Consider the following 12,776-nt stretch of genomic DNA (forward strand, 5'->3'; position numbering starts at 1 on the left):
GCGCGGCGGCTCAGGCGGCCAGGGCGCGCACCGCGATGTAGCCGCCCAGCAGCGCCAGCGCACCGAAGAACCAGCGCCGGAAGGCCGGCACCGGCAGCCGCTGGCGCAACCGCTGCCCGACGCCCATGCCGGCGCATGCGGGCAGCAACAGCAGTGCCGATGCGCCGAGCAGCGGCGCCGCATGCGCCTGCGGTGCGTACAGGCCCAGCGCCAAGGCCAAGGTCGAGGTGGTGAACGACAGGCCCAGGGCCTGGATCAGTTGCTCGCGCGACAGGCTCAGCGCCTGCAGATACACCACGGCCGGCAGCACGAACACCCCGGTCAGCGCGGTGACCAGCCCGGTCGCGGCACCGGCCAGCGGGCCGAGCCAGGGCTCGCAGCGCGCCGACAGGTGCAACGGCCGGCCCAGCAAACCCCAGGCCGCATACGCCATCAGGGCCAGGCCGAGCCACAGGCTGGCGCCCGCGCCGCCCATGCCGAAGCATCGCAGGCCAGCGAGCGTGCCCAGCACGATGCCCACCTGCATGCCACCCAGGCGCCGCGCCAGCGCGGCCAGTCCGGCCAGGGGCCGGAGTTGCCAGAGATTGGTCGCAAGCGAAGGCACGACCAACAGCGCCGCGGCCTCGGCCGGCGCCATCCACAATGCCAGCAGTGCCATGGCCACCGTCGGCAGGCCCAGGCCAACCACACCCTTGACCAGGCCGGCGAGCATGAACACGGCGGCCGTGAGCGCGAAGACCGCGACGCCCTGCGCCATCATCGGCGTGTGCCATCAGCGCGGTGCGCCTTCGGGAAGTGGTTTTGCATGCGGCCAGTGTCGCGGGCCGCCACACCGCGCGCAATGCGGAAGTGGCACAGCCAGCCTCAGCCCGAGCCTGAGGCTGCTGTGCTAACTTGCGGCCATGCGATTCGACCTGACCGACCTGCAACTCTTCGCGCACATCGCCGAGACGGGCAGCATCACGGCCGGCGCCGCGCGCAGCCACATGACGCTGGCCTCGGCCAGCCAGCGCGTGCGGGGCATGGAGGAACGGCTCGGCGCGCCCCTGCTGCTGCGCGGCCGCCAGGGCGTGCAGGTCACCGAGGCCGGGCGCACCCTGCTGCACCATGCGCGGCTCGTGCTGCAGCAGATGGAGCGGCTGCGCGGCGAACTCGGCGACTACGGCGCCGGCCTGCACGGCCATATCCGCCTGCTGTGCAACACCTCGGCCATGGCCGAACACCTGCCCGCGCCGCTGGCGGCGTTCCTGCGACAGCATCCGCAACTCTCGATCGACCTCGACGAGCAGCCGAGCGCCCAAATCGTCGAGGCCGTGCGCGACGGGCTGTGCGACATCGGCATCGTCTCCGACGCGGTCGACGCCGCCGGACTGCGCAGCTTCGTGTTCCGCCGAGACGACCTGGTGCTGGTGGTGCCGCGTGGCCATGCGTTCGCGCGCCGCCGCCGCGTGGCGTTCGACGAACTCGCGGGCCAGTCCTTCGTCGGCCTGGCGGCGGACAGCCCGCTGCAGGCGTTGGTGACGCAACAGGCGCGCCGGCTCGGCCAACGGCTCGTGTACCGCGTGCGTGTGCGCCACTTCGAAGCCGTGTGCAGCATGGTGGGCCAAGGCATCGGGATCGGCATCGTGCCGCAGGCCGCCGCGCAGCGGCTGGCCGCAAGCCTGTCCATCGTGGGCATCGGCCTGGCCGAGCCCTGGGCCGAGCGTCAGTTACTGCTGTGCGTGCGCGACGAGGGCAGGCTGCCGATGTATGCGCAGCGCCTGCTCGACCATCTGGTGCCGACGAAACCCGAGGGGCCGGGCTGAATCGGAATCCTCCGATCGGCGCCAAGATCAGAACACAGGAATTCGAAGACAGACAGGACGGCTTCGCGTCCTACGCGGGCCAAGTCCCAGGCCATGGATGCTGGCGCCCTCACCACAACGGAGCCGCCATGAGCATCCTCTCCAGCATCTTCAGCAAGATCTTCCCCTCTTCACACGCCGGCACGCCCTCGCCCACCGCGGCGCCGACACCGATCCCCGCACCCACTTCCACCCCTGCGGTGGCCACCGCCCCGGCTTCGCCACCCGTTGCCGCCGCGGCGCAGCAGGCACCGATGGCCGAAGTGGACGTGACCGCATTGCTCGACGGCCTGAACGCCAAGTCGGGCCAGAAGCTCAACTGGAAAACCTCGATCGTCGATCTGATGAAGCTGCTCGGCCTGGACAGTTCGCTCGACGCGCGCAAGCAACTGGCCCAGGAACTGCACTACGGCGGTGACACCAACGATTCGGCCGCGATGAACACCTGGCTGCATCGTCAGGTGATGACCAAGGTGGCCGCCAATGGCGGCAAGATGCCTGACGAACTGAAGTGACGGTTCAGATCGACCGTCCCGCAGGCGTCTTGCCGGCCTGTGACGTGTCCGGTGCGGGTTGTTCGAGTTTCGGATTGCGCACCTGCTTCATCATCTCTTCGCCGTCGTGGTCGCGGCCATCCAACGGCACGCTTTCCTCCTGCGTGATTTCGGGCTCTTCATGGCGTTCGCGCGCCGCTGGGTTCATGTTCATGGGGACTCCTGGTTGAAGACACCAGCTTGCGCCGGCTGCAGCCCGGCGCGCTTCGGACGGACGCGCCAAGCCGTGTCAGTCTTGGCCGACGTCCGATCCAGCGGCCGCCGACCCGACCGAGGTCCGCCACCGCGTAGCATGGCGCCATCGCATCAACGGCCAGAGGGTTCCCCATGTCCAAGTTGGCCCATCGACTCCAAGCCACCTGCAGCACCCTGCTGATGGCCGCGACCGGCGCGCTGGCGCAGAACACGCCCGAAGCGGCAAACCTGATCCAGCAACGCTACGAAAGCGCCGTGGCCGCCTGCAACAGTGCCGGCTTGCCCGCACCGGCGCGCGAAGCCTGCGTGCGCGACGCCGGCACGGCGGCAGACCGGGCTCGCGGCGGTCCGCCTGCGGAGGGCCTGTTCACCACGCCGGACGGCCGCGCGACCATCGTGCCGCCGCCGACCGACAAGGTTCAACCCTAGGCGAGGGCCGCTTCGAGCAAGGCCGCGGCCACGCCGCGTGCCGCCGCCACGGCGCCGGGGTCGTGGTCCATCTGCGCCGCCACCGTGGCGCCGTCGTACAGGATCACGAGTTGCCGCGCCAGACCTTCAGCATCCGCCACCCCCGCGTCGCGCGCCAGGCCAGTGAACAGTTCGCGCATCCAGGCGCGCGCCTCGTCGAGCACGGCGCGCACGCTGCTGTCGGCCTTGGCCTGGGCGTCGGCCTTCACAAAGGCGCAGCCGCGAAACCCGGTCTCGACCACCAGCTTCTCCAGCAGGTCAAACACGCCAAGCAGGCGCTCACGCGGCGTCTTGAATTGCGCCAGGCCTTCGGAGATGCGCGCCTGCCGCGCCGCATGGCGCTGGTCGAGGTAGCTGCGCACCAATTCTTCCTTGCTGCCGAAGCAGTCGTACAGCGAAGCCTTGGCCACACCCGCATGGGCGATGACGCGGTCGATGCCGACGGCGTTGAAGCCTTCTTCGTAGAACAGTGCGGTGGCCGACGCGAGCAATTTGTCGCGCGCCGAAACCCGTTCGTTCGGCGCCGCGCCGCGGGAAGCGGTGGTCTTGAGAGAAGTTCTGGAAGGCATGGGTTGACAATACCAGACAGGTCTGTATAGTTCAAGCACCAGACAGATCTGTCTGGTACTTTTTTCGATGCGAAAGGCCAGCATGTCCTCGATCCCCTCCACCGTGGCGGCCCTGCCGCAAGTCCAGGCCAGACCGTGGGCATGGCGCCGACCCCTGTCCGTGCGCGCCGCGTTTTTCCTGCAAGCGTCCATCACGCTGACCTTCCTCGCCGGGTCGTCCGCCCCGACGCCCCTTTACCCGCTGTACGCGTCCGCCTGGGGCTTTTCGCCGATCGCGGTGACGCTGGTGTTCGGCATCTACGCGCTGGCCGTGCTGGCGGCACTGCTGGTGGCCGGGCGGCTGTCCGACCACGTCGGCCGCCGGCCGGTGCTGCTGGCGGCGGCGGTCGCGCAGGCCATAGCGATGCTGGTGCTCGGCACCGCCGACGGCTTGGCTGGCCTGCTGCTGGGCCGGGTGATCCAGGGCCTGTCCACCGGCGCGGCCGTGGCGGCCGTGGGGGCCGGCCTGCTCGACCTGGACCGCGCCCGCGGCACCATCGCCAACGCCATCGCGCCGGTGATGGGCACGGCGCTGGGCGCGCTCGCGGGCGGACTGATGGTGCATTACCTGCCCGCGCCGACGCATCTGGTGTATGCCGTGTTCGGCCTGGTCTTCGTGCTGCAGAGCCTGGCCGTGGCGCGCATGCCCGAGACCATCACGCCGCAGGCGGGCGCGCTGGCGTCGCTGAAGCCGCAATTCACCGTGCCACCCGCGGTGCGCACGCCGCTGCTGCTGGCCGTACCGATGCTGGTGGCGGTCTGGGCGGTGGCGGGTTTCTATGGTTCGCTCGCACCTGCCCTGGTGCACGGTGTGTTCGGCTTCGACGCTTCCCTGTTCGGCGGGTTCGCGCTCGGGTTGCTGGCCGCCAGCGGCGGCGCCGCGGTCCTGCTGCTGCAGCGCGCGGAGGCTCGACGCATGATGCTGATCGGCGCCTGCGGCCTGCTCGTGGGCGTGGCGGGTGTGCTGCTCGCGCTGGGCCGCCATTCGGCCGCGGTCTTCTTCGTGGCCACCGCCATCACCGGCATGGGTTTCGGCGCCGGCTTCCAGGGGGCGATCCGCACCGTCGTGCCCTTCGCCGCGCCGCACGAACGCGCAGGCGTGCTGTCGGTGGCCTTCGTCGTGTCCTACCTGTCGATGGGCGCGCCGGTGGTGGTCGCCGGCTACTTCATCGCCCACGGCAATGGCCTGCTGAACACGGCTTTCGAGTTCGGTGCGGCGGTGCTGGCACTGGCGGCAGCGGCGCTGCTGGGCACGCTGGTGCGGCGGGCGAAGTGATACATCAGGGCGACAGTGACTCGCGCGCATCGCGGCTTTCGACGATGTGGTGCTTGTCCATCAGGCGGTACAGCGTCATGCGCGACACCCCAAGCTCGCGCGCGGCAATGGTGATGTTGCGGCCCACGCGGCTCAGCGTCACGCTGATGGCGTCGCGTTCGGCGGCGGTGCGGGCAGCGTCCAGCCCGCCCCAGGCGCGCTCCGGTGGCGCCAGTCCCAGATCGGCCGCACCGATGAGCCGCTGATCGGCCATCACCACCGCCCGGCGCACGCGGTTGTGCAGTTCGCGCACGTTGCCCGGCCAGTCGTGCGCCAACAGCGCCGCCATCGCCTGCCGGCGGAAACCATCGACGCGCGTGCCGGCCTCATGGGCGCAGCCGCGCAGGAAGTACTCGGCCAGCATCGGCACGTCTTCCATGCGGTCGCGCAAGGGCGGCACCTCGATCGGCAACACGTTGAGCCGGTAATACAGATCCTCGCGGAAGCGCCCTTTGGCCACCGCCTCGGCGAGGTCCACATGCGACGCGGCCACCACGCGCGCATCGACCGCGATGCTGCGCACCGCGCCCACACGGGTGATCGTCTTCTCCTGCAGGAAACGCAGCAGGCTGGTCTGCAATTCGAGCGGCAGGTCGCCGATCTCGTCGAGGAAGATGGTGCCCCCGTGCGCAGCCTCGATGAGCCCGCTGTGCTGCGAGGATGCGCCGGTGAACGCCCCGCGCTCGTGACCGAACAGTTCCGAATGGATCAGCAGCGGGGAGATCGCGCCGCAGTTCACTGCGATGAAGGGCCCGGCGGCGCGACGCGACCGGCGGTGGATGCCCTGCGCCGCCAGTTCCTTGCCGCTGCCGCTTTCGCCGCCGATCAGCACCGGCGCGCCGTTGCTGGCCACCTTGCGGATCTGCTCGCGCAGCCGTTGCATCGCCGGACCCTGGCCGACCATGCCCTCCGACTCGCCGAGCAACTCCTTGCGGCCATGCTGGCGCCGCAGCAACGCCAACTGGTAGGCATGGCGCAGCAGCAGGTCCAGGGCCTGCGGATCGGCGGGCGCAGGCAGATAGCAGAAGAAGAAACTCAGCAACAGGTCCCGGAACACCGGGGAGTCGAGCAGCCGACCGTCGCACACGGCCACCCACTCGGTGCCCCGGGACGCACGGACGCAGGCGTCGAGCTCCGCATCCAATGCGGGTCGGCCCGCATCGATGAGCAACAGGCTCACCGTGAAGCTCAGGTGGGCCTGCAGCCGAGCGGCCTCGGCCAGGTCACCGGCCTCCACCACCTCCCAGCCGGCACGCGACAACGCCCCGATCAGGGAAGACGTGGCGCTGCCGAGATTGACGCACAACAGGCTTCGCGATGACATGGCGGGTTCAGAACGTGATCGGCAACCTGACCGTCAGCGTGAAATTCGGCGTGTCCGGTGTCAGGCCTGCGGCAGCCGAAACGTTCAGTGTTTTCGTCGGACTGATGCGGTACGAATAGCCCAGCAGCAGCGACGCCAGTTGCGTGCGAACCGAACCGGCCAGGGGCGCACCGTTGAGTCTGGTCTTTCCCACGGAGTTGAGGTCCAGGCCGACGCTGAAGGTCGACTTGTCGTTCAATGCCAGGCCCATGCCGAAGTTCAGGCCGAGCGCGTCGCCGGGCTTGACCGACCCGAGCGACTCACGCTCGCCATTGAGCACGAGGCGGCTCACGTTGCTGCGCTGGAAGTTGCGCGTGTAGCTGACGCCGCCGAAGAACACCGCGGGGTCTGATGGGAACAGCCAGGTGAGCCCCGCCTGCAGCGAGTTGAAGCCGGAGCCGGTGGGCAGATCGAGCGGCAGCCCGGTGCCGGTGGTGTTGCCCACGCATCGCGTCTGGCAGTCGGTCACTACATCGAAAGGGCTCTTGCCGGTGCGTGTCTTGTAGCGTAGCGAGCCGATGTAGTAGGGGTTGTCGGGCTGTGGCTGGTTGAGTTGGTAGCGGGCGGCGAACTCGATGTCGCCGATGGCCTGTCCCTTGGTGTTGAAGACATTGTCGAAGGCCGAGCCGGTGAAGATCTCGCGGCTCACGGTGTCGTCCGAGCGATAGACGTAAGGCACCTTGATCTCGGCCTCGAGCCGGTTGGACACGCCCCATCGGCCGGTCACCGCGCCGGTGAACACGGTCCGCTTGACCTCGCGCACGTCGATCAGGCCGATCAGCAGCGCAGGGATCACCGTATAGCCCACCAGCGCCACGCGATTGCTCGACGAGTAGCCATACTGGAACGACGGCTCGAAGACGAACTTGCCACGCGGTGTGAGGACGCCGGGCTGGTCGAAGAGCTGGGCCACGTTCGCGGCCGGCACCTCTGGGGCGGCCGGTGCCACGCCCACGCGTACGGACTGAGTCGCATCCGACGGCGGCTGGGCCTGCGCGGGTTCGACCGCTGCGCTCTGCCCCTGTACGGACCCGTCGCGGATCGCCTGGCGTGCAGCGCGTTCGCGGGCCGCATTGAGGCGCGCCGCCTGATCGGCCTGCTCGGCCATCTGCCGGCGCAGCAGCTCGAGTTGCCGGCCCTGCTCGCTCACCTGGCGTTGCAAGGCTTCGATCCGCTCATCGGTCGAAAGCGCAGAAGCCGATGGCGACTCTTGCGCGACGGGCGGCGTCTGCGCATGCACGAAGGAAAAAATCATGGAGGAGCAAACCCCAAGAACAGAGGGCGGCCCCAGACGCCAATTCTTCATATTCTTAGTCCTCAACTTTTTGTATTTATTGATTACCTTTCTGACCCCATGGAAACAAAAAACCAGGGTCATTGCAATGTTCAAGTTGAAACCATCCGTAATGACAGTCGAGATGCACCATGTCACGAAATTGAGGCAGGCGCGACATCCGACAGGCCGCGGAAACGTCGCCCTTTTCGCAAGAAGGGGTTAGGTCAAGCCCGGTTCTCCAACGCACCCTCGTCGCTGTACAGAGAGTCAAGGATCGCTTATGGAAGAGTCACATTCCTGAGACGTTCCGTTCTGCCTTCACCGAACGATGCAGCGGCAAAAAGTCCATGACACCCAATGCACTGCCGCTTTTCTTCATCGCTTCTCCGCTGTCTACTGGTTGTGACACAGACCCCCCTGGACAGCTTGTGCCGGGGTCCATGTCCATCCATCAACAGGGGGATGAGTTCGGTGGAAACAGCGGTCTTCCGTCGGAAAAAGCACAGGGAAAACACTCACTTGGAGCGGCATGCAAGTTGCTGAATGGACGCCGTTACGGCCTCGTAACGTGGTTCATTTCATTTCTCATCACTGGAGGACTTATGAAGAAAACGATCCTGGCTTCCGCGCTGCTTGCAGCGTTTGCCTACGGCGGCTCGGCCATGGCGGCGGGGGACACCCAGAACCCATCGCAAGGCACGACCAACGGCAACAACACGAGCACCACGAGCAACAGCACGACCACCACCACGCCAACCGCCACCGACGCCTACAACGACAACAGCACGGACTACGGCAGCTCCGGCAATGCCATGGCCAGCGCCGCGCGTTCGGCTTCGATGAACAACGGATCGACGGGCAGCTTCACCAACGCGTTCAACGTCTCCACCGCCTCCGCAGTCAGCAAGCTCAGCGGCTCGGTCTCGGGCAATTCGATCTCCTACATCGGCAACCAGGCCTATAACGAAGGCAATGCCAACGGTGGCAAGGGCTATGGCGGCGCCGGCGGCACGGGCCGCGGTTCGTTGGCGGTCGGCGTCGGTGTCGGCGGCACGGGCGGGCGGGGTGCGACGGGCATCGGCGGCGACGGCGCGGACGCCCGCTCCGGCAGGGCCAGCTCCAACACCATCAACGGCTTTGCCTCATCCGGCGACGGCGGCAAGGGTTCGGGTGGCGGCGCCAATGGCAGCACCTACAGCGGCCTCGTCAGCGCCGACGGTGCCAGAGGCGGCAGCAGTGGCGACGCCGGTGCCGGCGGTGACGGCGGCTCCGGCGGCAAAGGCGGCTACGGCGGCTCCGGCGGATTGGCGGGCACGACCGGTACCGGCACCGGTACCAACGGTGACGGCAATGGCGGCACGGCGAACGGCACCGGCAATCCGGGTACGGCCAGCAGCGGCGCCGGCGGGGCCGGAGGCGCGGCCGGTGCGGGCGGTGTCGCAGGCGCCGGCGGTGGCACGGGTGCCGGTGGCGCAGGCGGCGCCGGCGGCTCGGCCACGTCGAGCGCAGGCGGTACGCGCACGGCCGGCTCGGGCACGGGCGGGGCAGGCGGCGCGGCGACCAACGGCAGTTCGACCGGCGGTGCTGCGACCAGCGGCACGGCCACCGCTGGAAGCGGTGGCGCGGGCACCGGTGGCGCAGGCGCCGCAGGCGGCGCCGGCAACGGCGGCACCAACACGGCCTCGGGCGGCACGGGTGGCGCGGGCGCCAGCGGCACGGGCGGTGCGGGTGGCACGAACAGCGTGAACGCCGGCACCTACAACGCCTACAGCGCGATGAGCAGCGTCGGACAGTCGGCCGCCGGCATCATGGTCGCCGCGCAGAACAGCGGCTTCTCGTCGCTGATCCAGCAAAGCGTGAACGTGCAGGCCAACCTGTCCGTGGGCCGCTGAGGTCCGCTGGCGGAGGCCGGTCTCCTCCTCGTCCGCATGCCGCGGTGGTGTGCGGATGAGCGTCGGGGGCTGGCCGTTCAGGCCGCAGGCGATCGAAGACCGGTCGGAACGATCGCCTGCTCGAAGACAACCGATCGATGGACGATCCAAGGCATGGTCGTACGCGACCAGGGGAGACATCTCATGCAGCACGGAACAATGCGCTGGCCCGCTTCCATCGGACTGGCGTGCGCGATCGCCGTCGCCCTGACGGCACCCGGTGCGACACGGGCCGACGAGGTTCGCTGGGCGGCCACGGCCACGGCCCCGGTCCCCTCACCTACCTTCGCCCGGCCGGTCGCCAACAGCCAACTCGCCGACCTGCGCGGCGGCACGCAGAACACCCACAACGACATGACACTGTCCGGCACCACCGCCGACAACAGCGCCTACCAAGTGACCACCGGCAGCAATGCCATCAGCACCGGCTCCTTCGCCAACATGAGCGGCATCCCGGTGGTGATCCAGAACACCGGCGCCAACGTGCTGATCCAGAACGCGGTGATCCTCAACCTGCAGATGAACTGAGGAAAGCGTCATGCCGCGCCTGCGCCATCTCCTCGCCTTTCCCTGGCTCGCGCTGTGCCTCGGTGGCGCCGCGCATGCGCAGGCTGCGAACATGATCGGGCCGGGCGGCGATGTGCGCGTGCCCGTGACCAGCATCAAGCAGGCACGTCAGGCCAGCACGCTGCTGCAGCAATACGACTTCAGCTGCGGATCGGCCGCCGTGGCGACGCTGCTCACCTACCACTTCCGTTATCCCATCACCGAGCAGCGCGTGTTCGAGGACATGTTCGCGCACGGCGACCAGCAGAAGATCCGGCGCGAAGGCTTTTCGTTGCTCGACATGAAGCGCGCCCTGGCCCTGTATGGATTCGAGGCCGACGGTTTCGAGCAGCCGCTGGAAAAGCTCAACGAGGCGCGCGTGCCGGCCATCGTCCTGATGGTGGAGAACGGCTACCATCATTTCGTCGTGGTCAAGGGCGTGCAGTCCGATCGCGTGCTGATCGGCGACCCGGCCCAGGGCACGCGCGCGATGTCTCGCCAGACCTTCGAGGCCGCCTGGCCGAGCCGCCTGCTGTTCGTGGTGCACAACCGCATGGATATCGCGCGGTTCAATCTTCCCGGCGACTGGCAGGTGGCACAGCGCGCGCCGCTGGTGCATGGCCTGAGCCGCGAGAGCGGTATCGGCGTCAACCTGCCTGCGCTGGGCCCGGGAGACTTCTGATGCGCTCCCTCGCACCCTTGATCACCACGCGCCGAGGACGGATGGTCTGCATCATCCTCGCGCTGCTGGCCTTCGGCGACAACAACGCCGATGCGGCCCAGCCACAATCCGACTCACAGTTCGACGCACCGGCCGACCACGCCGTGTGGCAGACCGTGAGCGAGCGCACCCTCGACCGCATGCGCGGCGGCTTCGATGCCGGCGGCTTGATGGTCAGCTTCGGCATCACGCGCGCCGTGTACCTGAACGGCGCACTGCTGACCGAGACCACGCTCAACCTCGGCCAGCTGGCTCAACTGAGCCCGGCCCAGGCCAGCCAGCTCGGCAGCCAGATCGCCGGCCTCGACATCGTGAAGATCGGGCCCGGCAATACCGCAACGCTGCAGGGCACGGGCGTGGCGGGCGCCTTGCCGGGCGTGATCGTGCAGAACACCTTGAACAACCAGAACCTGGCCGTGCAGACCATGATCAACGCGACATCGAACGGCCTGGGCCTGCTGCGCGGCATCAACAGCAGCCGCACCCTTCTCGACGCATCGCGTTGAACGGCTCAAGGGCCCCGGCCCGGCCCGCGGCTCACCGCCGCTTCTGCAAATACATCGCCTGGTCGGCGTGGTTCAACAGTGCCTGTTCCTCGGCGCCATGGACGGGATACAGCGCCGCGCCGATGCTGGCACGCATCTCCACGCTGCGGCCGGCCAGATCGAAGGGCAGCTGGAAGGCGGCGCGGATCTTGCCGGTCACCTTGTCCGCGCAGAGCTCGCCCCGCGGGCTTTCGAGCAGCAGCACGAACTCGTCGCCGCCGAGCCGGGCCACCGTGTCGGCGGCACGCACGCACTGGCGCAGCCGCGTGGCCACGGCCTGCAGCAACAGATCGCCGATGGCATGGCCCAGCGAATCGTTGACCTGCTTGAAGCCGTCCAGATCGAGGAACAGCAGGACCAACTGGCCTTGTTCACGCTTGGCGCGGGCCAGCGCCGTGCTGAAGCGGTCATGGAACAACGCGCGGTTGGGCAATTGCGTGAGCTGGTCGTACTGCGCCATGTGCCGCAGCCGCGCATGCATGCGGTTGCGCTCGACGGCAGCCGCGACCTGAGTCGAGACGAACTGCAGCAGTTCCTTGTCCTTCTCGGTGTAGCCGCCATGGTCCGAATAACCCTGCAGCACCAGCGCGCCGAGCGGGCCCTCGGGCGCATGCAGCGGCACGCCGAGCCAATACGACGCGCCGCCACACAGTGCGTCGGCAAGCGGCGCCGGAAGGCTGGCCCGCGTGGCCGGCGTCACGAGCAGGGTCTGTCCGCTGCGGATGACTTCCGCGCACAGCGCGTCATCGGCGAAGGCGCGCGGCGACGGCGCGGGTTGGCGCTCGTCCACATGGTAGGGGTAACGCAGCTGGCCGCGCACCGCGTCGAACAGGGTCACGCAGAAATTGGCCGCGGGCAACAAGTCGCCGACGATCTGGTGCACGCGCGCGAACAGGGCCACCGGGTCGTCATGCCCGTCCAGCGGGCCGGCATGGGTGGTGTAGGCGGCCTCGGAGATCGCATAGACGGCCGCCTGGAGCGACTCGGTGCGCTTGCGCTCCGTGACGTCGCGCGCCACGGCCACGCGCACCTTGTCGTCCTTCGACCAACGCGCCGACCAGACGATGTGCGCGGTGCGCCCGTCCTTGCGCACATAGCGGTTCTCGAAGTGCAGCTGGTAGTTGCCAGCCATGATCTCCGCCACCACGGCCAGGGTGCGTGCGCGGTCGTCGGGGTGGACCAGTTCGATCATGCGCCGGCCGATCACCTCCTGCGGCGTGTAGCCGAAGATGCGCTCGAACGCCGCACTGACAAACACGTAACGCCCTTCGGCGTCGACCATGCACACGGCATCCACCAACAGGTCCAGCACATTGACCGAAGTCTCGGGAGGGGTCGAATTCATGCGGGACTCGGAATCATCAAGAAAGCCGTAGCCTACCAGCCCGCGCGAACGCCCCGTCCCGACGG

14 protein-coding genes are annotated in these 12,776 nt (G+C 68.4%); 8 read left to right on the forward strand and 6 right to left on the reverse strand.

What is annotated here, in order from left to right:
• Positions 1-10: 10 nt before the first annotated feature.
• Positions 11-760 carry a sulfite exporter TauE/SafE family protein gene (locus tag RD110_RS16835; protein WP_076200539.1) on the reverse strand — a complete coding sequence of 250 codons (750 nt, stop codon included), beginning with the start codon at positions 758-760 and terminating at the stop codon, positions 11-13.
• A 142-nt stretch (positions 761-902) separates the two neighbouring features.
• Between RD110_RS16835 and RD110_RS16840 the strand changes: the two genes are divergently transcribed.
• Positions 903-1,805 carry a LysR family transcriptional regulator gene (locus RD110_RS16840; protein ID WP_076200540.1) on the forward strand — a complete coding sequence of 301 codons (903 nt, stop codon included), beginning with the start codon at positions 903-905 and terminating at the stop codon, positions 1,803-1,805.
• Positions 1,806-1,933: 128 nt separating this feature from the next.
• Positions 1,934-2,359 carry a DUF3597 domain-containing protein gene (locus RD110_RS16845; protein WP_076200541.1) on the forward strand — a complete coding sequence of 142 codons (426 nt, stop codon included), beginning with the start codon at positions 1,934-1,936 and terminating at the stop codon, positions 2,357-2,359.
• A 4-nt stretch (positions 2,360-2,363) separates the two neighbouring features.
• Here RD110_RS16845 and RD110_RS16850 read toward each other — a convergent pair whose 3' ends face one another.
• A complete protein-coding gene (locus tag RD110_RS16850; protein ID WP_076200542.1) occupies positions 2,364-2,552 on the reverse strand; it encodes a hypothetical protein in 189 nt (62 codons plus the stop codon).
• Positions 2,553-2,725: 173 nt separating this feature from the next.
• Between RD110_RS16850 and RD110_RS16855 the strand changes: the two genes are divergently transcribed.
• The gene (locus RD110_RS16855) at positions 2,726-3,022 is read left to right on the forward strand and encodes a hypothetical protein (protein ID WP_076200543.1); all 297 of its coding nucleotides are present in this window, start codon (positions 2,726-2,728) and stop codon (positions 3,020-3,022) included.
• Here the strand turns inward: RD110_RS16855 and RD110_RS16860 are convergent.
• Positions 3,019-3,630, reverse strand: a complete 612-nt coding sequence (locus RD110_RS16860; RefSeq protein WP_076200544.1) for a TetR/AcrR family transcriptional regulator — start codon at positions 3,628-3,630, stop codon at positions 3,019-3,021. The two genes, RD110_RS16855 and RD110_RS16860, sit on opposite strands and share 4 nt — an antisense overlap.
• Before the next feature lie 82 nt (positions 3,631-3,712).
• On the opposite strand from RD110_RS16860, the gene RD110_RS16865 reads away from it, so the two are divergent.
• Positions 3,713-4,945 carry an MFS transporter gene (locus RD110_RS16865; RefSeq protein ID WP_076205157.1) on the forward strand — a complete coding sequence of 411 codons (1,233 nt, stop codon included), beginning with the start codon at positions 3,713-3,715 and terminating at the stop codon, positions 4,943-4,945.
• 4 nt (positions 4,946-4,949) lie between these two features.
• Here RD110_RS16865 and RD110_RS16870 read toward each other — a convergent pair whose 3' ends face one another.
• Positions 4,950-6,308 carry a sigma-54 dependent transcriptional regulator gene (locus RD110_RS16870; protein WP_076200545.1) on the reverse strand — a complete coding sequence of 453 codons (1,359 nt, stop codon included), beginning with the start codon at positions 6,306-6,308 and terminating at the stop codon, positions 4,950-4,952.
• Between the two features lie 7 nt (positions 6,309-6,315).
• Complete coding sequence (locus RD110_RS16875; RefSeq protein WP_239467054.1) at positions 6,316-7,602, reverse strand: acetate kinase; 1,287 nt, start codon at positions 7,600-7,602, stop codon at positions 6,316-6,318.
• A 623-nt stretch (positions 7,603-8,225) separates the two neighbouring features.
• Here RD110_RS16875 and RD110_RS16880 point away from each other — a divergent pair.
• The 4 genes from RD110_RS16880 to RD110_RS16895 all read left to right on the forward strand — a co-directional run bounded on the left by RD110_RS16880 (position 8,226) and on the right by RD110_RS16895 (position 11,327).
• On the forward strand, positions 8,226-9,515 hold the full coding sequence (locus RD110_RS16880) for a hypothetical protein (RefSeq protein WP_076200547.1): 1,290 nt from the start codon (positions 8,226-8,228) through the stop codon (positions 9,513-9,515).
• A 183-nt stretch (positions 9,516-9,698) separates the two neighbouring features.
• Positions 9,699-10,082, forward strand: a complete 384-nt coding sequence (locus RD110_RS16885) for a hypothetical protein (RefSeq protein ID WP_157900225.1) — start codon at positions 9,699-9,701, stop codon at positions 10,080-10,082.
• A 10-nt stretch (positions 10,083-10,092) separates the two neighbouring features.
• Positions 10,093-10,782 carry a C39 family peptidase gene (locus tag RD110_RS16890; protein ID WP_076200549.1) on the forward strand — a complete coding sequence of 230 codons (690 nt, stop codon included), beginning with the start codon at positions 10,093-10,095 and terminating at the stop codon, positions 10,780-10,782.
• Positions 10,782-11,327 carry a hypothetical protein gene (locus RD110_RS16895; RefSeq protein WP_157900226.1) on the forward strand — a complete coding sequence of 182 codons (546 nt, stop codon included), beginning with the start codon at positions 10,782-10,784 and terminating at the stop codon, positions 11,325-11,327. Before RD110_RS16890 ends, RD110_RS16895 begins: the two co-directional genes overlap by 1 nt.
• 31 nt (positions 11,328-11,358) lie before the next feature.
• Here the strand turns inward: RD110_RS16895 and RD110_RS16900 are convergent, their stop codons facing one another.
• Positions 11,359-12,711: a sensor domain-containing protein gene (locus tag RD110_RS16900; RefSeq protein ID WP_076200551.1), complete on the reverse strand. Its 1,353-nt coding sequence runs from the start codon at positions 12,709-12,711 to the stop codon at positions 11,359-11,361.
• Between the last annotated feature and the right edge of the window lie 65 nt (positions 12,712-12,776).

Source organism: Rhodoferax koreense (genome assembly GCF_001955695.1).
Lineage (GTDB): Bacteria > Pseudomonadota > Gammaproteobacteria > Burkholderiales > Burkholderiaceae_C > Rhodoferax_B > Rhodoferax_B koreensis.